This is a genomic window from Streptomyces sp. NPDC001513 (assembly GCF_042894695.1).
In the GTDB taxonomy this organism is placed as follows: domain Bacteria; phylum Actinomycetota; class Actinomycetes; order Streptomycetales; family Streptomycetaceae; genus Streptomyces.
In genome coordinates, this window is the sequence record NZ_JBIAVU010000011.1 from 99,599 (window position 1) to 119,531 (window position 19,933).

At 70.5% G+C, this 19,933-nt stretch carries 14 protein-coding genes; 3 read left to right on the forward strand and 11 right to left on the reverse strand.

The window, feature by feature from the left end:
- Positions 1-43 precede the first annotated feature (43 nt).
- The 7 genes from trxA to ACFYZ4_RS24755 all read right to left on the reverse strand — a co-directional run bounded on the left by trxA (position 44) and on the right by ACFYZ4_RS24755 (position 9,608).
- Positions 44-379, reverse strand: a complete 336-nt coding sequence (trxA, locus tag ACFYZ4_RS24725) for a thioredoxin (RefSeq protein WP_351290154.1) — start codon at positions 377-379, stop codon at positions 44-46.
- Positions 380-425: 46 nt separating this feature from the next.
- Positions 426-1,391 carry a thioredoxin-disulfide reductase gene (gene trxB, locus ACFYZ4_RS24730; RefSeq protein WP_384340061.1) on the reverse strand — a complete coding sequence of 322 codons (966 nt, stop codon included), beginning with the start codon at positions 1,389-1,391 and terminating at the stop codon, positions 426-428.
- A 124-nt stretch (positions 1,392-1,515) separates the two neighbouring features.
- Complete coding sequence (locus ACFYZ4_RS24735; RefSeq protein WP_390784825.1) at positions 1,516-2,436, reverse strand: hypothetical protein; 921 nt, start codon at positions 2,434-2,436, stop codon at positions 1,516-1,518.
- On the reverse strand, positions 2,433-3,134 hold the full coding sequence (sigM, locus tag ACFYZ4_RS24740; RefSeq protein WP_351290149.1) for an RNA polymerase sigma factor SigM: 702 nt from the start codon (positions 3,132-3,134) through the stop codon (positions 2,433-2,435). The genes ACFYZ4_RS24735 and sigM overlap by 4 nt, the downstream gene beginning before the upstream one ends.
- Before the next feature lie 143 nt (positions 3,135-3,277).
- On the reverse strand, positions 3,278-5,005 hold the full coding sequence (locus tag ACFYZ4_RS24745) for a protein kinase family protein (RefSeq protein WP_390784826.1): 1,728 nt from the start codon (positions 5,003-5,005) through the stop codon (positions 3,278-3,280).
- A 117-nt stretch (positions 5,006-5,122) separates the two neighbouring features.
- On the reverse strand, positions 5,123-7,297 hold the full coding sequence (gene murJ, locus ACFYZ4_RS24750) for a murein biosynthesis integral membrane protein MurJ (protein ID WP_351290145.1): 2,175 nt from the start codon (positions 7,295-7,297) through the stop codon (positions 5,123-5,125).
- 46 nt (positions 7,298-7,343) lie between these two features.
- Positions 7,344-9,608, reverse strand: a complete 2,265-nt coding sequence (locus ACFYZ4_RS24755) for a DUF6049 family protein (RefSeq protein ID WP_351290143.1) — start codon at positions 9,606-9,608, stop codon at positions 7,344-7,346.
- A 185-nt stretch (positions 9,609-9,793) separates the two neighbouring features.
- Here ACFYZ4_RS24755 and ACFYZ4_RS24760 point away from each other — a divergent pair, with 185 nt between their 5' ends.
- Complete coding sequence (locus ACFYZ4_RS24760; protein ID WP_390784827.1) at positions 9,794-11,260, forward strand: CCA tRNA nucleotidyltransferase; 1,467 nt, start codon at positions 9,794-9,796, stop codon at positions 11,258-11,260.
- Positions 11,261-11,324: 64 nt separating this feature from the next.
- On the opposite strand, the gene ACFYZ4_RS24765 is transcribed toward ACFYZ4_RS24760, so the two are convergent.
- The 3 genes from ACFYZ4_RS24765 to ACFYZ4_RS24775 form a co-directional block, all read right to left on the reverse strand.
- Positions 11,325-12,593: an MFS transporter gene (locus tag ACFYZ4_RS24765; protein ID WP_351290139.1), complete on the reverse strand. Its 1,269-nt coding sequence runs from the start codon at positions 12,591-12,593 to the stop codon at positions 11,325-11,327.
- Positions 12,594-12,699: 106 nt separating this feature from the next.
- Positions 12,700-13,782 carry an inositol-3-phosphate synthase gene (locus tag ACFYZ4_RS24770; RefSeq protein ID WP_351290137.1) on the reverse strand — a complete coding sequence of 361 codons (1,083 nt, stop codon included), beginning with the start codon at positions 13,780-13,782 and terminating at the stop codon, positions 12,700-12,702.
- A gap of 49 nt (positions 13,783-13,831) precedes the next feature.
- Positions 13,832-14,434, reverse strand: a complete 603-nt coding sequence (locus tag ACFYZ4_RS24775) for a PadR family transcriptional regulator (RefSeq protein ID WP_351290135.1) — start codon at positions 14,432-14,434, stop codon at positions 13,832-13,834.
- A 272-nt stretch (positions 14,435-14,706) separates the two neighbouring features.
- On the opposite strand from ACFYZ4_RS24775, the gene ACFYZ4_RS24780 reads away from it, so the two are divergent.
- Positions 14,707-17,325, forward strand: coding sequence for a transglycosylase domain-containing protein (locus ACFYZ4_RS24780; RefSeq protein ID WP_351290133.1), 2,619 nt, complete (start codon positions 14,707-14,709; stop codon positions 17,323-17,325).
- 94 nt (positions 17,326-17,419) lie between these two features.
- A complete protein-coding gene (locus ACFYZ4_RS24785; RefSeq protein ID WP_390784828.1) occupies positions 17,420-18,880 on the forward strand; it encodes a glycosyltransferase family 87 protein in 1,461 nt (486 codons plus the stop codon).
- Positions 18,881-18,889: 9 nt separating this feature from the next.
- On the opposite strand, the gene ACFYZ4_RS24790 is transcribed toward ACFYZ4_RS24785, so the two are convergent.
- Positions 18,890-19,921, reverse strand: coding sequence for an alanine racemase (locus tag ACFYZ4_RS24790; RefSeq protein ID WP_351290129.1), 1,032 nt, complete (start codon positions 19,919-19,921; stop codon positions 18,890-18,892).
- Positions 19,922-19,933 lie beyond the last annotated feature (12 nt).

Below are 19,933 nucleotides of genomic sequence, written 5' to 3' on the forward strand. Positions count from 1 at the left end.
CCCCAGGGGGCGGTCCCGTTTCACGTGGAACTTCGGTGGTGCGTCAGGCGGTCTTGACCTGGACGAAGTCCGAGAGGTCACGCAGGATGGCGGCCTTCGGCTTGGCACCGACGATCGTCTTGGCGACCTCGCCGCCCTGGTAGACGTTCAGCGTCGGGATGGACATGACGCCGTACTTGGCAGCCGTGGCCGGGTTCTGGTCGATGTTGAGCTTGACGATCTCGATCTGGTCGCCGTACTCGGCGGCGATGGCCTCGAGGGACGGCGCGATCTGACGGCACGGTCCGCACCACTCGGCCCAGAAGTCCACCAGAACCGGCTTGTCGCTTGCCAGTACCTCGGCGTCGAAATCGGCGTCGGTCACGGTCTTGAGAGCCACGGCGGGCCTCCTTCTTTCCTGCGGGGTGGGGTGTGGGATGAAGCGGTCAGACGGTGGCGGCCGCGGTCGCCTTCTCGGCGTCCGCAAGGGCGGCGAGGAAGCGCTCGGCGTCCAGGGCGGCGGAGCAACCGGTGCCCGCAGCGGTGATGGCCTGACGGTACGTGTGGTCCACGACGTCGCCGGCGCCGAACACGCCGGTGACGCTGGTGCGGGTGGAGGGGGCGTCGACCTTGAGGTAGCCCTCGTCGTCGAGGTCCAGCTGGTCCTTGAACAGCTCGGTGCGCGGGTCGTGGCCGACGGCGATGAAGAGGCCGGTCACGGGCAGCGCGGAGGTCTCACCGGTCTTGGTGTTGCGCAGGGTGAGGCTGGAGAGCTTCTGGTCGCCGTGGATCTCGGCGACCTCGCTGTCCCAGGCGAACTTGATCTTCGGGTCGGCGAAGGCGCGGTCCTGCATGGCCTTCGAGGCGCGCAGGCTGTCGCGGCGGTGGACGATCGTGACGGACTTGGCGAAGCGCGAGAGGAAGGTGGCCTCCTCGATCGCGGTGTCGCCGCCGCCGACGACGGCGATGTCGTGGTCCTTGAAGAAGAACCCGTCGCACGTGGCGCACCAGGAGACGCCGCGGCCGGAGAGCGCGTCCTCGTTGGGGAGGCCGAGCTTGCGGTGCTGGGAGCCGGTGGTGACGATGACGGCCTTGGCGCGGTGCACGGTGCCGGCCGTGTCGGTGACGGTCTTGATCTCACCGCTGAGGTCCACGGACACGATGTCGTCCGGAACCAGCTCGGCGCCGAAGCGCTCGGCCTGACCGCGCATGTTGTCCATGAGGTCCGGGCCCATGATCCCGTCCTGGAAGCCCGGGAAGTTCTCCACCTCGGTGGTGTTCATCAGGGCGCCACCCGCGGTGACCGCACCTTCGAAGACCAGGGGCTTGAGCGAAGCGCGTGCGGTGTACAGGGCGGCGGTGTAACCGGCCGGCCCGGAGCCGATGATGATCACGTTTCGTACGTCGCTCACGGGTTTCTTCCTCGTCTCTGCGGACTGCGTGCTGCCTACCGGGGGCCGGTGCGGACTCTCACCCCACCCAACGGATCCTACGGCGCATGCATTCCCCACCCGCCCCACTGCGGACCTGAACCCGTCAGCTCCGCGGATAGGTACCCGTCAGCAGGACCTTTCCGGGGGTGGCCGAGCCGCTGTTCTCGCAGCCCGAGTCGACCAGGTAGGCGTCCACGCGCGCGGAATCTCCCGGGTGCGGCAGGACGAGGAGGTAGACGCCGGCGCCCTGGTAGGTGCCGCGCTCGGCGGCGAGCGGGGAGTCCGGGCGGCCGGTGGCGCCCTGGACACAGGTGGGGACGGACACCGCCGCCAGTTTGTCGCCGGGAGCGACTCCCGGGGCCGGAGCCGTGTTCTCCATGCCGTAGGTGTTGTTCTGCTCCCCCGGAGCGGTCTTGGCGCCTTGGGTGGCGATGAGCCCGCGCACCGTGTCCTGGAGCCCTTGTGCCGTGTAGTCCCCGCCGGCCGCGACGGCCGCGCCGCGATCCGCGGAGTTCGGGGTCTCGGTACGGGCGGCCGTGTCGCCGGTGGGCGTACCGGAGAAATCGCCGAACAGGAAGAGGCCGAGGGCACAGGCGGCTGCTCCGACCAGGCCCGAGAGCACGGCGATGCGACGCCGGGCGCGGCGTCTGCCCGGGCCGGTTGGGCCGGTCGGGTGACCGGCGGGCGATGTTTCACGTGAAACATCGCGGTTCGGGGTGCGAGTCCGCTCGTCGGGCCTGGCCTTGGCCCGGGGCTGGGTGGCGTCGAGAAGGGCCTCGGCGGCGAGGGCCGCGTCGATGCGGCCGGCGATGTCACCGGGCATCCGGGCCGGCCCCGGGAGAGTGCCGAGGAGCCCGCGGATCTCCTCCAGGGAGGCGCGGACGTCGGCGCACAGGGCGCAGTCGCCGAGGTGCCGGCGGACTTCGGCGGTACGGGACGGGGAGAGGAGACCTTCGGTCAGGTCGGAGATCTCCGAGACGTCCGGGTGCCGGATCGTGCCGGTCGTGCCGGTTGTGGGGCTCACGGTCGTCCACCTCCGCCCTTCACAGCGTCTGGGTCTGAATGCCTGGGTTCTGCCGCTGGTGGGACGGGTGGACCCGGCGTCCGGTTCCTTCCCCGCTCGATGGGGCTGTTATCCCCGGCATTCGTGCGCAGATGAGTGAGGAGGGGGACGAGTTTCGCCCGGCCGCGTGCGCACCGGCTCTTCACCGTGCCGGTGGGGACCTCGAGGATGCGGGCGGCTTCGGCGACGGGGTATCCCTGCATGTCGACGAGGACCAGCGCGGCCCGCTGATCGGCCGGGAGGGTGCTCAGGGCGGCCAGGAGCTGGCGGTGGAGGTCCTGGCGCTCCGCGGGGGCCTCAGCGGACTCGTGGGGCTCCAGGAGCCGCTCCAGGCGGTCCGTGTCGTCGAGGGGAGAGGTCCTGCGGGAGGCGGCCTTGCGGGCGCGGTCGAGGCAGGCGTTCACGGTGATGCGGTGCAGCCAGGTCGTGACGGCGGATTCCCCGCGGAAGGTGTGGGCGGCCCGGTAGGCGGAGACCAGGGCGTCCTGCACGGCGTCCGCGGCCTCCTCGCGGTCGCCGAGGGTCCGCAGCGCCACTGCCCACAGCCGGTCCCGGTGCCGCCGCACGAGCTCCCCGAACGCATCGGGGTCGCCGGCCACGTGCCGGGCCAGCAGCTCCTGGTCCGAGGCGGGGGCGGGTCCGTCAGGCGCAGGCCTCATGATTCCCCTCCTGTGGGAAGCCGAGCACGTGTCGAACCGGGTGCGTCCCGGAGCCGTCCCGCACGGCCGGGCGCCGCGGGTCTGCGGGAAATTCCTTCCCGCAGACCTCTTGCCCGGACCGGACCGCGTACAGCACGTGAGTGCTAGGAGGTCCGGGAGAAGACGACGTTCGAGATGCCCTGCTTGTAGCCGGCCCCGCTGTACTCCGAAGCGCCGGCCTTCGGCATGGCCGTGAGCCACAGCACCACGTAGCGCGTCTTGACCGGAGTGTTGGTGGCGAGCTCCAGCTGCTTGTCCTTCGTGCTCCCCGTGGCGATCTGCTTCATGCTCTTGATCGGGGTCGACGACGACAGGCTCGGCGCGGCGTAGATGGTCGCGGTGGTGTGATCTCCGTCGTACCTGAACGCTATCGAGGCCGCACTCACCTCCTGCTCCTCACCGAGGTCGAAGACGAGGCCGAGGCCCTCTTTGTAGGCCCCCAGGTCGGGACCGTCCTCGTACCGGTAGGTGCGCCAGAACGAGCTCGGGTCGTTGTCGTAGCTCTTGGAGACACCGTCGAGGTCCTGGGCCTTGTCGTCCGGGTAGTACTCGGCCGCGCCCTTGATGGTCAGTGCGGTCCGCTCCGGCGGTTTCGGGTCTTCCTCGGAATCGGTCTGTGTCTGGTTCGGGCCGTTGGTGCCGCCGTTGTTGCGGCCCAGGAGGGTGTCGGCCAGCTGCCAGCTGCCCAGGCCGAGGGCGGCGATGAGCAGGGCGGCGACACCCCACTTGAGGGCCCGGCCGGTACGGCTCTGCAGCGGGGGAGGCGGCGGCGGGACGGGCCGGACCTGGGTGGTGTGGGCACCGGGAGGCGTGGGACGGCCGTAGTTGCCCTGCTGGTAGGTGGTGTGCTGGTACTCCGGCGGGGCCGTGAAGGCGGGCTCCGGCGGCCGGATGCGGGGCATCGCGGCGACGGCCTTGGCCAGCTCCTCGGGGCTTGTGCAGGCGGGCTCCTGGCGGGACGCGGTGGCCCCGTCGTTGGCGAGCGCCCGCATGGCGAGTTCGCCCAGACCCCGGTGGACACCGGCGCGCACCTGGTCGGGCGCGATCAGGCCCACGCCCTTGGGCAGGCCGGCGAGGCCGTACGCGTCGTTCTCGTACGGCCACCGCTGGGTGAGGGCGGCGTACAGGAGGGCACCGATGGCCTCGGTGTCGGCGCGCTGCGGGGTCTCGCTGGTGATGCCGCGCAGGGCGGCGTTCACGGCGAGGCCGCGGATCCGGTACTGGCCCGAGGAGGTGCGCAGTATCGCGCTGGGCGTCAGCCGCAGATGGGCCAGGCCTTCGCGGTGTGCGGCGGCCATGGCCTGGGAGACCTGGCTGACGAGCTGGTAGGCCTCGTGGGGCTCCAGGGGGCCCGCGGCGAGGAGTGCGGTGAGCTCGGTGGCGTCGGGCAGCCATTCGTGGACGACGTAGACGAGGTCGTTCTCCTCCACGGCGTCGAGGACCTGGACGAACCGGGGGTCGCCGAGGAGGGCGGAGGAGCGCGCCGCGGCCAGGACGGAGCGTGCCCGCGCGTGGTCGGCGGGCATCAGGTGGACGCCCACGGCCCGCCGCAGTTTCTCGTCCATCGCGCGCCAGCTGCTGAATCCGTCCACACGGGTGACGCACTCCTCCAGCCGGTAGCGTCTGGCGAGCTTGTGGCCGCTGTGGAGTTCGGGTGCGGCCGCGGGGGCCGCCTTTGTGCGTTCGCCGTCCTTGTCGGGCATGGGTCCGTCCGCGGCTCGTCCGTTCTGGGTGTCCACCCCGTCGGACGTGGCCTTTGCCGCTTGTGCGGCCAGCGGCTCATCGCCGCTGTTGTCGGCCACGTCGACGGCAGCCGTGCTACGTTCCGCCACCGTCGTTCCTGCCTCCCCATCCGTTGCGCGCTGTAGGCCAGTCTGCGAAGCCATGCCAATTGTGCCCACAGTCCGACGCTATGCACGACACACGAACGGGGGCGACGGTTGTGCGCATCAGCGCCCCAAACGTCCGCGGACCATCCCGACCATCGCGTTGAGCTCTTCGATCCGCATCCGCTTGGCGGCGATGAGGAACACGGCCGCCAGGGCGATGCCTCCGGCCACGAGGGCAGCGGCGGAACCGGCGACTCCACTGCCCAGCCACTGGGTGACCGCGTAGGCGACGGCGCCGGCCACCGCGGCGGCAGGGACGCAGGCGCCGGTGAGGCGGGCGTAGGTGCGCATCACGTGGGCGCCGTCGAGGTCGCCGCCGAGGCGGGTCTTGAGCCGGCGCCAGGCCACGCCCACGCCGACGGTGTAGCCGAGGCCGTAGGCGGCGGCCATGCCGACGACCGCCCAGCGGGCGGGGAGCACGAAGAAGGAGGCCGCGGAGACGGCCGCGTTGACCGCGGCGACGATGACCGTGTTGTAGAAGGGCGTCCGGGTGTCCTCGTAGGCGTAGAAGCCGCGCAGGACCACGTACTGGACGGAGTACGGGATCAGCCCGAGACCGAAGGCCATGAGGATGTAGCCGATGTTCTGCGCGCCCGAGCCCGAGCCGGCGTAGAGCAGGGTGGCCATCGGCACGCCGAGCGCGAGGAACGCGAAGGCGCACGGCACGATCGCGACTGCCGAGGTGCGCAGCCCGTAGGAGATGTCGTCGCGGACCGCGGCGGCGTCCCCGTCGTGGGCGGAGCGGGAGATGCGCGGCAGCACGGCCGTCATGACGGAGACGGTGATGATCGCCTGCGGCATCTGCCACAGCAGCAGCGCGTAGTTGTAGGCGGTGATGCCGGTACCGGAGTGGCCCTGCTCCTCGGCGATGGACCCGGCCCAGGTGGCGAACTGGGTGACGACCACGAGGCCGATCTGGTTGGCGAGGACGAAGAAGAACGTCCACTTGGCCAGGCGGGCGGCCTTGCCGAGGCCGTGGCCCTTCCAGTCGAAGCGCAGGCGCGGCCGGAAGCCCGCGTCGCGCAGGTAGGGCAGCATCGCGAGGGCCTGGACGGTGAGGCCGAGCAGCGTGCCCACACCCAGCAGGCGCACACCGTCGGCGGTGACCGTGGTGGCGTTGACGCCGGAGGTGGTGAAGCCGCCGAAGGCCCAGATGAAGGCGCCGAACGTGGCGATGACGACGATGTTGTTGAGGACCGGGGTCCACATCATCGCGCCGAACCGGCCGCGGGCGTTGAGGATCTGACCGAGGACCACGTGGATGCCCATGAAGAACATGGTGGGCAGGCAGTAGCGGGCGAACGCGACGGCCACTTCCATCTGCTGCGGGTCGGAGGCGATCTTCGGCGACATCATCGTGATGAACACCGGTGCGGCCAGGACGCAGATGGTGGTGATGGCGGCCAGCAGGACCACGACGAGGGTCAGCAGCCGGTTGGCGTACGCCTCTCCGCCGTCGTTGTCGTTCTTCATGGCCCGGACCAGCTGCGGGATGAAGACGGCGTTGAGGGCGCCACCACCGACCAGCACGTAGATCATCGTGGGCAGGGTGTTGGCGATCTGGTACGTGTCGTTGAAGGTGCCCACGCCGATCGCGCCGGCGATGACCAGAGTGCGTCCGAAGCCGGTGATGCGCGAGACGATCGTGCCCGCGGCCATGAGCGCGCTGGACTTCAGGAGGCTGGAGGCGCGTCCGGCCGGCTTGCTCGGTGCCGGCGCCGCGACGGGGGCCTCCTCGGCGGGGGTGCGGGGCGCCGCCTCCTGGTCCCGGTAGAGGTGCGCGAAGGCATCGGGTTCCGGCTGCTCGTCCCCGGCCTGGGTGACGAGGGAGTCGACGCCGACGAACTGGGTGGTGGTCGCGTGGTCGCCGTACGGAAGGTGGCGGGAGGGACCGTCCGGCTCGGGCGGCGGGGTCTGGGCCCAGACGCGCGGGTCGGGGGAGTACGAGGGCGCGGTCGGCGCCGCGTAGAGCGGTCCGGGCTCCTGGTAGGTGCCGGGCGGCGGCGGGGGGTGCGAGGCGCGGTCGTAGAGGACCTCGGCGACGGGGTCCTGGGCGGACAGGTCCTGGGCCCGGTACGGGTCGTAGTCGTAGGCATCCTGGACATACGGGTCGCGTTCCGGCGCGGGCGCAGGCGCGGGAACCTGCCCGGGCACCGGGGTGCCCGGGGCAGTGCCCTGGGAGGGCGCAGGCCCACCAGTGCCCTGCGCGCGGTCACCGTCGTACGGCGCGTTCATCGAAACCCCACCTCATCGTCCCCAGGCCGACCGGCCACGGCATCGCTCAACGGTCCACTGTCTCACCCGTGCCGGACCCCTCGGTGCTTTGCGGTCCGGTGTCCGTGGACTCGTCACTCGGCTGCGTGCTCTCCTCGGCGGCCGCGCGGGCTGCGACGCGCTTGCGGCTGGCGTACATCTTGATGCCTGCCAGGACCAGGAGGAGCACACCGCCGGCGATGACGAGCATCACGGTGGGGGTGATCTCGGTGGCCTCGACGGTGAACCGCCGCGCCTTGCCGTAGGGGACGCCGTCCTTGGTGAAGAGCTGCGCCGTGACCTCGACAGGACCGCTCGCGGTGGCGTTGGCGGTGAACTTCACGGTCTGGGTGTGATCGCCCTGGACGGTCACCTGCTGCTCGGCCTGACCGCTGTCGCCGAACATCAGGCGGGTCGGGTTGGCGGACTTCACCCGCAGGACCAGGTCGTGGACGTCCTGGACGAGGCTGTTCTGGACGCTGACCGGGATGGTGGCGCTGTGTCCGGACAGGGTGGCGTCGGACTTGGGGATGACCTTGACCTTCTCGGTGAGACCGATCAGGTAGTCCTGCGCCTGGTCCCGATAGAGGCGGGCCTCCTCGGGACGCCCGCGCCAGGACGTGGACATCTCCCGGTTGGTGGTGTTGCCGAAGGGGATCTCCACGCGGTCGGGCGCGGCAAGGATCACCTTGAAGTGGTCGAGGGTGTTCTGCGTGGTGCGGATCTTCTCGAAGGCCGACACCGGCAGCTCCTGCTTGCGCAGGGCCTCGGGGTACTGCCCGGCGCCCGGCACCTGGGTGGCGGCCCCGGGATCGGGCTTGGCGGCGGCCGCGGCCTCGAGGTCCCCGGGCTGCGTCCACCGGCCCGCCTGGAGCCCGCGTACGGCCGCGGCCATCGACTGCACCTGGCTGACGCTGGGCATCCGCTGCGGGGCGACGACGAAGCTGCGCTGCTCGTCGGTCTTCTGCAGGTTGAGGGCGAGGCTGTGGGCGAGGAACCGCTGCACGGCCAGGGTCGAGGCCCCGGCGTTCAGCATGTCGCCCTCGAAGGCGGTGGACAGGTCGGCGTCCGCGACGACGGCGGTGGTGCCGGCGCCGATGGGCCGGGCGGCCGAGGGCGTGTAGCCGAGGGCTCCGCTCTCCACGAGGCTGTCGCTGCGGGTGAGGACGTTGTGGGCGCCGGCCGAGGTGGCGACGTTGACGATCGAGGGGTCGATGGCGCCGTTCACGGGCCAGGAGAAGTCGGTGGACGCCGGGACGTGCAGGACGGTCTCGACGGCGTGCTTCGCCTTGTCGGTGGCGGGGCGCAGCTGGCCCAGGGTGCCGGAGACGTCCTTGCCGTGGTGGGCGAGGGAGGCGAGGTCGGGGTCCGCGAAGGGCAGGGCGACGACCTTCTTGCCCTGGACAGCGGCTTCCAGGGAGTTCAGCCACTGCTCGGCGACGGCCTTGTTCTTCCCCTGGACGGGCTTTCCGCCCGGGGTGCGGACCCGGTAGCCCTTGGTCATCGCGTCGACCGTGTAGAGCAGGTCGGGGTCGATGACCCAGGTGATCGGCAGGTCCTTGCCGAGAGTGACCATCTGCTCCAGGCGGCCGCCGGCCTTGAGCTCGTCGGCGAGCGAATCGTCGAGGAAGACGGGGGTCTGCAGCTCGTCGGAGCCGGTCTCCGCGGTCACGCGGGTGGTGGAGATCAGCGGCCATGCGTAGGTGAGCTGGGAGCGCTTGGAGGCCGCTTCGGGCTGCCAGGGCAGGAAGGTCCGCTTGATGCCCAGGACCTGTTCGGACGGGCGGCTCTCGGTCGCCCCGGACAGGGAGACGCCGAGCTGGTAGACCCCGTCCTTGTCCAGTTCGAGCTTGTTCACCGGGACGGTCAGGGTGAAGTCCTGGCGGACCTTCGACGGCAGCGAGGCGATCTTCACGGCGTAGGCCGGATCGATCTCGCCCGGGTCGGCGCCGGCCCGGAAGCCGTTGCGTTCCGCGGCCTCGTCGATGGAGGACCGGTCCGCGAGCGCGGGCCCGACCCGCAGGCCGACGTGCGCGTCGTTGATCGTCTCGGAGCCCGTGTTGGCCACGGTTCCGGTGATCGTCAGGGTGTCCCCCTTGACCGGCGCGGCGGGGGTCATGGAGGTCAGCTGGACGTCCACACCCGTCGCCTGGACCGCCTGGGCCTCGGGGGCGGGAGAGTAGACCAGGGCGGCCATCACGGGCGTCCCGGCGAGCAGGACGATCGCGCGCCGCAGCCAGCGGCGCCGGACAGGAGCGGGGGACGCCCCCTGGATGTCTGCCGCCTCGGCCACGCGCTAGCCCGTTCCTCGAAGTGTCAGTGCTCGTCTTTTGTGCGTCCTGGCATGGTAACGAGGCCCGCTGTGTGCGAGTGCCGCGCCTTGCTCCACATGATCGGCTCAGCCCCGGGGCGGCCGCGTACCGGGGTCGCTCAAAACGGGGCGGCCCCCGGTGGGCCGGGCACGTACCCTTTTCTGTTGTGCCGAACGCCAACGAAGACACCCCCAGTGCCCTGAGTCAGGTGCAGCGCCGCGCGGTCAGTGAACTGCTGCGGGTCGCCCCTGTCGCCGACGAGCTCGGCCGCCGATTCCAGGAGGCGGGCTTCCGCCTCGCCCTGGTCGGCGGGTCCGTCCGCGATGCGCTGCTCGGGCGTCTCGGCAACGATCTCGACTTCACCACCGACGCCCGCCCCGAGGACGTGCTGAAGATCGTCCGGCCGTGGGCCGACTCGGTGTGGGACGTGGGCATCGCCTTCGGCACCGTCGGGGCGCAGAAGAGCGCCCGCGTCGGGGACGTCGTGCGGAACTTCCAGATCGAGGTGACGACGTATCGCTCGGAGGCCTACGACCGCACCTCGCGCAAGCCCGAGGTCTCCTACGGCGACTCGATCGACGAGGACTTGGTGCGGCGCGACTTCACGGTCAACGCCATGGCCCTGGCCCTGCCCGAGCAGGAGTTCATCGACCCGCACGGAGGCCTGGAGGACCTGGCCGCCGGTGTGCTGCGCACCCCCGGGACCCCGGAGGACTCCTTCTCCGACGACCCGCTGCGGATGCTGCGGGCGGCGCGGTTCTCCGCGCAGCTGGACTTCGAGGTCGCCCCGGAGGTCGTGGCGGCCATGAAGGCGATGTCCGACCGCATCGAGATCGTCTCGGCGGAGCGGGTCCAGGGCGAGCTGAACAAGCTGATCCTGTCGGCCAACCCGCGCCGGGGTCTGGGACTGCTGGTGGACACGGGGCTGGCGGACCGGGTCCTGCCCGAGCTGCCCGCGCTGCGGCTGGAGAGTGACGAGCACCACCGGCACAAGGACGTCTACGACCACTCGCTGATCGTGCTGGAACAGGCGATGGCCCTGGAGGAGGACGGCCCGGACCTGGTGCTGCGCCTCGCGGCCCTGCTGCACGACATCGGCAAGCCCCGCACCCGCCGCTTCGAGAGCGACGGCCGCGTCTCCTTCCACCACCACGAGGTGGTGGGGGCGAAGATGACCAAGAAGCGGCTGACCGCGCTGAAGTACTCCAACGACATGATCAAGGACGTGTCCCGGCTGGTGGAGCTGCACCTGCGCTTCCACGGCTACGGCGACGGGGAGTGGACCGACTCCGCGGTGCGGCGCTACGTCCGCGACGCCGGTCCGCTGCTGGAGCGCCTGCACAAGCTGACCCGGTCCGACTGCACCACGCGCAACAAGCGCAAGGCCAACGCCCTCTCCCGGACCTACGACGGGCTCGAGGAGCGCATCGCGCAGCTGCAGGAGCAGGAAGAGCTGGACTCGATCCGGCCCGACCTGGACGGCAACGAGATCATGCAGGTCCTGGACGTCGGCCCGGGTCCGGTGATCGGCAAGGCGTACGCCTTCCTGCTGGAGCTGCGGCTGGAGAACGGCCCGATGGAGCGTGACGCCGCCGTCGTCGCCCTCAAGGAGTGGTGGGCCGCGCAGGCCTGAGGAAGGACCGTCGGCGTCGATGTTTCACGTGAAACATCGACGCCGGCCGTCGGCCGGGGCGTCCTCAGACGAGACGTCGCTCCTGCCGGCCCAGCAGCAGTGCGGTCGCGGCGTAGAGGGCGGACACACAGAGGATCAGGGCCACCGAGCGCCCGTCGGCGGGGAGCATGAGGGCGGCCACCGCCGCCGCTCCCACGAAGGCGACGTTGAAGAGCACGTCGTAGACGGAGAAGACGCGGCCGCGGAAGTCGTCGTCCACCCGGGACTGGACCTCCGTGTCGGTGGCGATCTTGGCCCCTTGGGTGGCGAGGCCGAGGACGAAGGCGGCGACCAGCATCGGCCCCGGGGCGAAGAACAGGCCGAGGGCCGGCACCAGGACCGCGGCCCCCGCGGAGCAGGCCGTGATCCAGCCGAGGGTGCCCAGCCGGCCCGCCAGCCAGGGGGTCACGACGGCGGCCGCGAAGAACCCCGCCCCGGAGGCGCCGACGGCGACGCCGAGCAGCGCCAGCCCGTCGGCTTCGTTGTCCGACCAGGAGTAGCGGCAGAGCATCAGCAGCATGACGAACAGGGCGCCGTAGCAGAACCGCATCATGGTCATCGCGGCGAGCGCCCGGGCCGCCTCGCGCCGGCCGGCCAGGTGCCTGAGGCCTTCGGCCATGCCCCGCACGGTGAGGGCGACCCCTTCGGCGACGGAGGGGTGGACCCGGCCGGCGGGATGGTCGGGCCCGAGGAGGCCGATGGCCAGGTGCAGGGAGACCAGGGCCGCACACAGGTAGAACCCGGCCCCGAGCAGGACGACGAGGGCGTTGGAGTCGGAGGCGAGCAGCCGGACGAGGAAGGCCAGCCCGCCGCCCGCGACCGCCGCCAGGGTGCCGGCGGTGGGGGAGAGCGCGTTCGCGGTGACCAGCTGATCGGGGCCAACGACGCGGGGCAGCGAGGCGGCGAGCCCGGCCAGGACGAAGCGGTTGACGGCGGTCACGGACAGCGCCGAGGCGTAGAACAGCCAGTCGGGTACTTCCGCGACGATCAGCATCCCGGTGACGCAGGCGAGGAAGGCCCGCAGCAGATTGCCGTAGAGGAAGACCTGGCGCCGGCGCCAGCGGTCGAGCAGCACCCCGGCGAAGGGGCCGATCAGCGAATACGGCAGGAGCAGCACCGCCATGGCCGAGGCGATGGCCGTCGGCGAGGTCTGTTTCTCCGGGGAGAAGACCACGTAGGTGGCGAGGGCGACCTGGTAGACGCCGTCCGCCGCCTGGGAGAGCAGCCGTACGGCGAGCAGGTTGCGGAAGTCCCTGAGGCGCAGGAGTACGCGCAGATCACGTACGACAGGCATGAGGGCAAGGGTCACATACGCGGAGGGTCCCCGGGCATATTGCCCGGGGACCCTCCGCGGAAGAACAGCCGAAGTCCAGGTGTCCTCGCGGACCCTTGGGGTTCGACTAGCGCTCGACCTCGCCCTTGATGAACTTCTCGACGTTCGCGTAGGCCTCGTCGTCGAAGAACTGCACCGGCGGGGACTTCATGAAGTAGCTGGACGCCGACAGGATCGGGCCGCCGATACCGCGGTCCTTGGCGATCTTCGCGGCGCGCAGGGCGTCGATGATGACACCGGCGGAGTTCGGGGAGTCCCACACCTCGAGCTTGTACTCGAGGTTCAGCGGGACGTCGCCGAAGGCACGGCCTTCGAGACGGACGTAGGCCCACTTGCGGTCGTCGAGCCACGCGACGTAGTCGGACGGGCCGATGTGGACGTTCTTCTCGCCGAGCTCACGGTCGGGGATCTGCGAGGTGACGGCCTGCGTCTTGGAGATCTTCTTCGACTCGAGGCGGTCGCGCTCGAGCATGTTCTTGAAGTCCATGTTGCCGCCGACGTTGAGCTGCATGGTGCGCTCAAGACGGACACCGCGGTCCTCGAACAGCTTCGCCATCACGCGGTGCGTGATGGTGGCGCCGACCTGGGACTTGATGTCGTCGCCGACGATCGGGACACCGGCTTCGGTGAACTTGTCGGCCCACTCCTTGGTGCCGGCGATGAAGACCGGGAGGGCGTTGACGAAGGCGACCTTGGCGTCGATGGCGCACTGCGCGTAGAACTTCGCCGCAGCCTCGGAACCGACCGGCAGGTAGCAGATCAGGACGTCGACCTCGCGGTCCTTGAGGACCTGGACCACGTCGACCGGAGTCTCGGCGGACTCCTCGATCGTCAGGCGGTAGTACTTGCCCAGGCCGTCCAGGGTGTGGCCGCGCTGAACGGTCACCCCGGCGTTCGGGACGTCGCAGATCTTGATGGTGTTGTTCTCGCTGGCGCCGATGGCGTCCGAAAGGTCGAGGCCGACCTTCTTCGCGTCGACGTCGAACGCGGCGACGAACTCGATGTCACGCACGTGGTAGTCGCCGAACTGGACGTGCATCAGACCGGGGACCTTGGCCGCCGGGTCGGCGTCCTTGTAGTACTCGACGCCCTGCACCAGCGAGGCGGCGCAGTTGCCTACGCCGACGATGGCTACGCGAACCGAACCCATTCCGGTTGCTCCCTGTTTGTTCTCGGACGAGGTCTGCGAGATGCAGGCCTCATTTTTCAGTTTCGTCGGACGGACCGGACCTTCTGCGATCCCGTCCCGCCCGCTCACTCTCGATGAGCTCGTTCAGCCAGCGCACTTCGCGCTCGACGGACTCCATGCCGTGCCGCTGCAGCTCGAGCGTGTAGTCGTCGAGGCGCTCCCGCGTACGGACGAGGGAGGCGCGCATCTTCTCCAGACGCTCCTCCAGCCGGCTGCGGCGGCCCTCCAGCACCCGCATGCGCACTTCTCGTTCGGTCTGGCCGAAGAAGGCGAAGCGGGCGGCGAAGGACTCGTCCTCCCAGGTGTCGGGGCCCGTGTGGGAGAGGAGCTCCTCGAAGTGCTCCTTACCCGCGGCCGTCAACCGGTAGACGATCTTGGCGCGGCGCCCTGCGAGTGAAGCGGCGAGAGCGTCCTCCGGGGCGTTGCCCGGTTCTTCGATCAACCAGCCGTTGGCGACCAGCGTCTTGAGGCAGGGGTAGAGCGTCCCGTAGCTGAAGGCTCGGAACACCCCCAGCGAGGTGTTGAGCCGCTTGCGCAGCTCATAGCCGTGCATGGGGGACTCGCGCAGCAGGCCGAGGACGGCGAACTCGAGGATGCCTGAGCGTCTGCTCATCCGCCTGCCTCCTCTGCCCCTGAGTCTTTATGCCGAGCTGATGTATCGACTCGATACATCCAGACGATAGAACGGGGCGCCCTGATCGACAAGGGGTGATCTGGTGACCGGTGTCACATCACCAATTCGCACCAGCGGAGTTGCCTGATTTGGGGTGAACTTCGGCACTGGTCGGGTTTTGAGCGTGCGTAGTCTGTGGGCCATGACACCGGGGGAACCGGAATTCATCTGCCGCTTCCAGGCCACTCGCCTGCCCGAGGAGTAGTCGTTCGATGAGCGAGCACCGCCGCAAACCGCCGCAGCCCCAGGACGGTGGGCGGGCCTCAGCCCGCCGCGCCGCCCAGCAGCGCCCCGGCAGGGGCGCCCCGGCCGGACGGGACGTCCCCACCGCGTCGCACAGCGGCCCGTACACGCAGGAGCCCGTGCCGGCCAGTCGCGCCGAGGCGCGCCGGGCTGCCCAGAGAGGCTCGGGGGGCCGCGGACGAGGCGCCGCGAACGCCGCTCGCGGCGCGGGCCGCCCCGACAAGCGGCTGATCAACTACCCGCGGTCAGACCGGGACGGATGGAAGCGCTTCGTGCCTTCCTGGAAGTTCGTCTCCGGCACCACCCTGGGCTTCTTCGCGGTGATCATCGCCGGTGCCGGCATCGGTATCGCCATGGTGAGCACGCCGGACCCGAACAAGGCGGCCAAGGCGCAGAACAACGTCTTCTACTGGGCCGACGGCAGCCAGATGGTGGCGACGGGCGGTTCGATGAACCGGCAGATCGTGCCCATCTCCAGCATTCCCCGGTCGATGAGGGACGCCGTGATCGCGGCGGAGAACGAGTCCTTCGAGACGGACAAGGGCGTGGACCCGATGGGCATCGCCCGCGCCGTCTGGAACATGGGCACGGGCGGCTCCACCCAGGGCGGCTCGACCATCACCCAGCAGTACGTGAAGAACACCTACCTGGACTCCGACCAGACGCTCAAGCGGAAGGTCACCGAGCTCTTCATCGCGATAAGGCTGGGCGTCTCCGAGGAGAAGGACACGGTCCTCGCGGGCTACCTCAACACCGCCTACTACGGACGCGACGCCTACGGCATCCAGGCCGCGGCCCGTGCCTACTTCGGCAAGGACAGCCAGGACCTGAACCCCTCCGAGTGCGCGTTCCTGGCCTCCGTGCTCAAGGGCCCCAACCTCTACAACCCGGACGGCGGCATCGGCCCCGCGGCCACCCCCGAACTCAACGAGGGCCGGGCCCGCCAGCGCTGGGCCTGGGTGCTGGACCGCCAGGTCGAGGTCGGCCGGATGGACAAGACCGAGCGGGCGAAGTACAAGGACTCGGACTTCCCCGCCCGCGCCGAGTCGGAGCAGGCCCGCGGCATGACCGGCCAGATCGGCTACCTGGTCGACACGGCCAAGGCGTACGTGATGAAGACCAAGGGCATCACCGCCGAGCAGATGGCCCTGGGCGGCTACCGGATCAAGACCACCTTCGAGAAGCCGAGGGTGGACGCCCTGGCCAAGGCCGTGGCGGACGCCCGCGACGGCTTCATCGACGAGAAGAAGCGGCCCGACACCGACACCTTCGTCCAGTTCGGCGGGGCCTCCGTGGACGTCAAGACCGGGGCGCTCGTGGCCCTGTACGGCGGCCCGGGCTGGGACCAGAAGTACTTCAGCAACAACGCCAACACCAGCGGTGTCCCGGTCGGCTCGACCTGGAAGCCGTACGTGCTCGCGGCGGCCATGCAGCACGGCACCCAGAACTCCAACGGCCGGGGCATCTCGGCCGACAGCAAGTACCAGGCCAACGACCTCACGGTGATCAACAACCGGGAGGGCAGGCCGCTGCGCGACGCCAAGGGCAACCCGTTCAAGCAGAAGAACGAGAGCCCGACGGCCTACGGATACGTCACCCTCAACGAGGCGATGGAGAAGTCCATCAACGTCCCGTTCGCCCAGCTGATCTTCGACGTCGGCCACACCAAGGTGCGGGACCTGGCCAAGTCCACGGGCATCCTCGAGGAGTCGATCAACCCGAACACGGACGCCTCCTCCGCCCTCGGCACCTCGACCCCCAGCGCCATCCGGATGGCCGACTCGTACGCCACGTTCGCCGCCTCGGGCACGCACCACGAGCCCTACTCGGTGACCGAGGTCGAGAAGGACGGCGAGAAGCTGCCCGGCTTCGAGCCCCCCAAGCCCCAGCGGGCCATGGACAACGCCGTCGCGGACAACATCACCGAGGTCCTGCAGAACGTCGTCAAGAACGGCACCGGCAAGGAGGCCAAGAAGCTCGGCCGGCCCGCCGCGGGCAAGACCGGTACCACGGACGAGAACAAGTCGGCGTGGTTCGTCGGCTACACCCCGGAGCTGTCCACCTCCGTCGTCCTCTTCCGCACCGACCCCAACTCGCAGGACCGGAAGCTGCAGTCCATGAACGGCGTGGGCGCCATCCCGTCCATCCACGGTGGTGACATCCCGGCCGAGATCTGGACCCAGTACATGCGCGACGCGCTCAAGGACGCGCCGATCAAGCCGTTCCCGGAGCCCGAGGAAGTCGGCGTGACCGCCGACTCCGCAGGTGCCCCCTCCCCCACGCCGTCGGCTCCGGCTTCGCCGTCCCCGACCCCGTCGCCGACCCCGCCGAGCTCCCCGACGCCGTCCCCGACCCCGTCCAAGGGCGGGAAGCCGTCCTGCAAGCCGTGGGAGCTGTACTGCGACCCGGACGACCCCACGCGCGGGACGACCAACGGAGGCGCCAACACCGGCGCCAACTCGGGGGTCATCGCCGGCACCCAGGGCGGGGCCAGCGGATCGCCGTCCCCGTCGGGCAGCGGCAGACCGGGCCGCCCCGGCGGCGCCACCGGAGGGACCGCCGGCACCGCCGGCACCGTGCCGGACTGACCCGCCCCACCGCCCCGTGAACACCGGAAGGCCGTCGCACCCGTCGTGCGGCGGCCTTCCCCCGTGTCCGGCCCCGTACGGCAGGATGACCCCCATGACCCAGGTGCACGAGGACCGTCCCGTACTGCCGACGCAGCAGGACGAGGTCGCCGCAGCCGGCAGTGAGCTCATCGGAGGCCCGCTCGGCCGCTACGCGCGGCTCGGCGGCCACTGGCTGGGGCCGGTCCGCGTCGTGGCCCTCCTCGCCATCGGCATGTTCGCGCTCGGCATGGTGCAGAAGCTGCCCTGCTACGACTGGGCGTGGTTCCGGGGAGCGGGCTCGCAGTACACCCACGCCTGCTACTCCGACATCCCGCACCTGTACGCGGTACGCGGCTTCGCCGACAACCTGACGCCCTACTTCGACCGGCTTCCCGGCGACATGGAGTACCTGGAGTACCCGGTGCTCACCGGGCTCTTCATGGAGATCGCCTCCTGGCTGACCCCCGGCAGCGGCTCCATGCAGCACCGCGAGCAGATGTACTGGATGGTCAACGCGGGCATGCTGATGGCCTGCGCGGCGGTCATCGCCGTGTGCGTCGCCCGCACCCACCGCCGCCGGCCCTGGGACGCCCTGCTCTTCGCGCTCGCGCCCGCCTTCGCACTGACGGCGACGATCAACTGGGACCTGCTGGCCATCGCCCTGACCGCCGCCGGGATGCTCATGTGGTCCCGCGGGCGGACGGTCCTCTTCGGCGTCCTGATCGGCCTGGCCACCGCGGCCAAGCTCTACCCCGTCCTGCTGCTCGGGGTGCTGTTCGTGCTCTGCTGGCGGGCCGGGAAATGGCGCGCCTTCGGCGCGGCCGTCCTCGGCGCGGCCGGGGCCTGGCTCCTGGTGAACCTGCCCGTCATGCTCTTCGCCTGGGACGGCTGGTCGAAGTTCTACACCTTCAGCCAGGAACGGCCCATCGACTTCGGCTCCGTGTGGCTGCTGATCTCACAGCGCTCCGGCAACCCCATGGAAGACGCCAACACGTACGCGACGGGGCTGACGCTCCTGCTGTGCGGGGCGATCGGCCTGCTCACCCTGACCGCCCCGCGGCGGCCCCGGTTCGCGCAGCTGGTCTTCCTGGTCGTCGCCGCGTTCATCCTGTGCAACAAGGTCTACTCGCCGCAGTACGTGCTGTGGCTCATCCCGCTCGCCGCGCTGGCCCGGCCGCGCTGGCGGGACTTCCTGATCTGGCAGGCCGGCGAGGTCGTCTACTTCCTCGGGATCTGGTTCTACCTCGCCTACACGAGCAGCGGGGACAAGCACCAGGGCCTGCCCGTGGAGGGCTACCAGCTGGCGATCGCCGCCCACCTGCTGACCACGCTGTACCTGTGCGCGGTCGTCGTCCGGGACATCCTGCTGCCCGAGCGGGACGTCGTACGCCGCGACGGTTCGGACGACCCGTCCGGCGGCGTCCTGGACGGGGCCGAGGACGTGTTCGTGCTGTCGGACGCGGCGAGGGCGCCGCGGTACGCGGCGCCCTCGGGGGAACAGCGGGTCGACTGGGGCCTGGACCCCAAGGACTGACGGGCCGGCTCAGGCGTCGAGCACCCGGTCGAACTGCGTGGTGGTGTGGCGCAGGTGCGCCACGAGCTCGTCGCCGACCTTCGGCTCGGTCGCGTCCGAGGGCACGAACAGGATCGACACCTGCATGTGCGGCGGCTCCGCGAACCAGCGCTGCTTGCCCGCCCAGACGAACGGCGACAGGTTCCGGTTGACGGTGGCCAGGCCGGCCCGGGCGACGCCCTTGGCGCGCGGCATCACGCCGTGGAGGGCCTTGGGGGCCTCCAGGCCGACTCCGTGCGAGGTACCGCCGGCGACCACGACCAGCCAGCCGTCGGAGGCGGCCTTCTGCTGGCGGTAGCCGAACCGGTCGCCCTTGGCCACGCGCGTGACGTCGAGGACCGCACCGCGGTACTCCGTCGCCTCGTGGTCGCCCAGCCACAGCCGGGTGCCGATGCGGGCCCGGAAGCGGGTCTGCGGGAACTGCTGCTGGAGCCGTGCCAGTTCCGCGGCCCGCAGGTGGCTGACGAACATGGTGTGCAGCGGCAGCCGGGCCGCGCGCAGCCGGTCCATCCAGCCGATGACCTCCTCGACGGCGTCCGAGCCGTCCGGGCGGTCCAGCGGCAGGTGCAGGGCGAAGCCCTCCAGCCGGACGTCCTCGATGGCCCCGTGCAGCTGGCCCAGATCCTGCTCGGAGATGCCGTGGCGGCGCATCGAGCTCATGCACTCGATGACCACGCGGGCGCCGACCAGACCGCGGACCCCGTCGAGCGAGGACACCGAGCGGATGACCCGGTCCGGCAGCGGCACCGGCTCCTCGCCCCGGCGGAACGGGGTGAGGACGAGCAGGTCGCCGCCGAACCAGTCCTTGATGCTCGCGGCCTCGTACGTCGTGCCGACGGCGAGCACGTCGGCGCCCATGCGGGTCGCCTCCTCGCACAGCCGCTCGTGGCCGAAGCCGTAACCGTTGCCCTTGCAGACCGGGATCATCCCGGGGAACTGGTCCTGGATCTGCTTCTGGTGCGCACGCCAGCGCGCGGTGTCGACGTAGAGCGTGAGCGCCATGGCCCGTCCGGC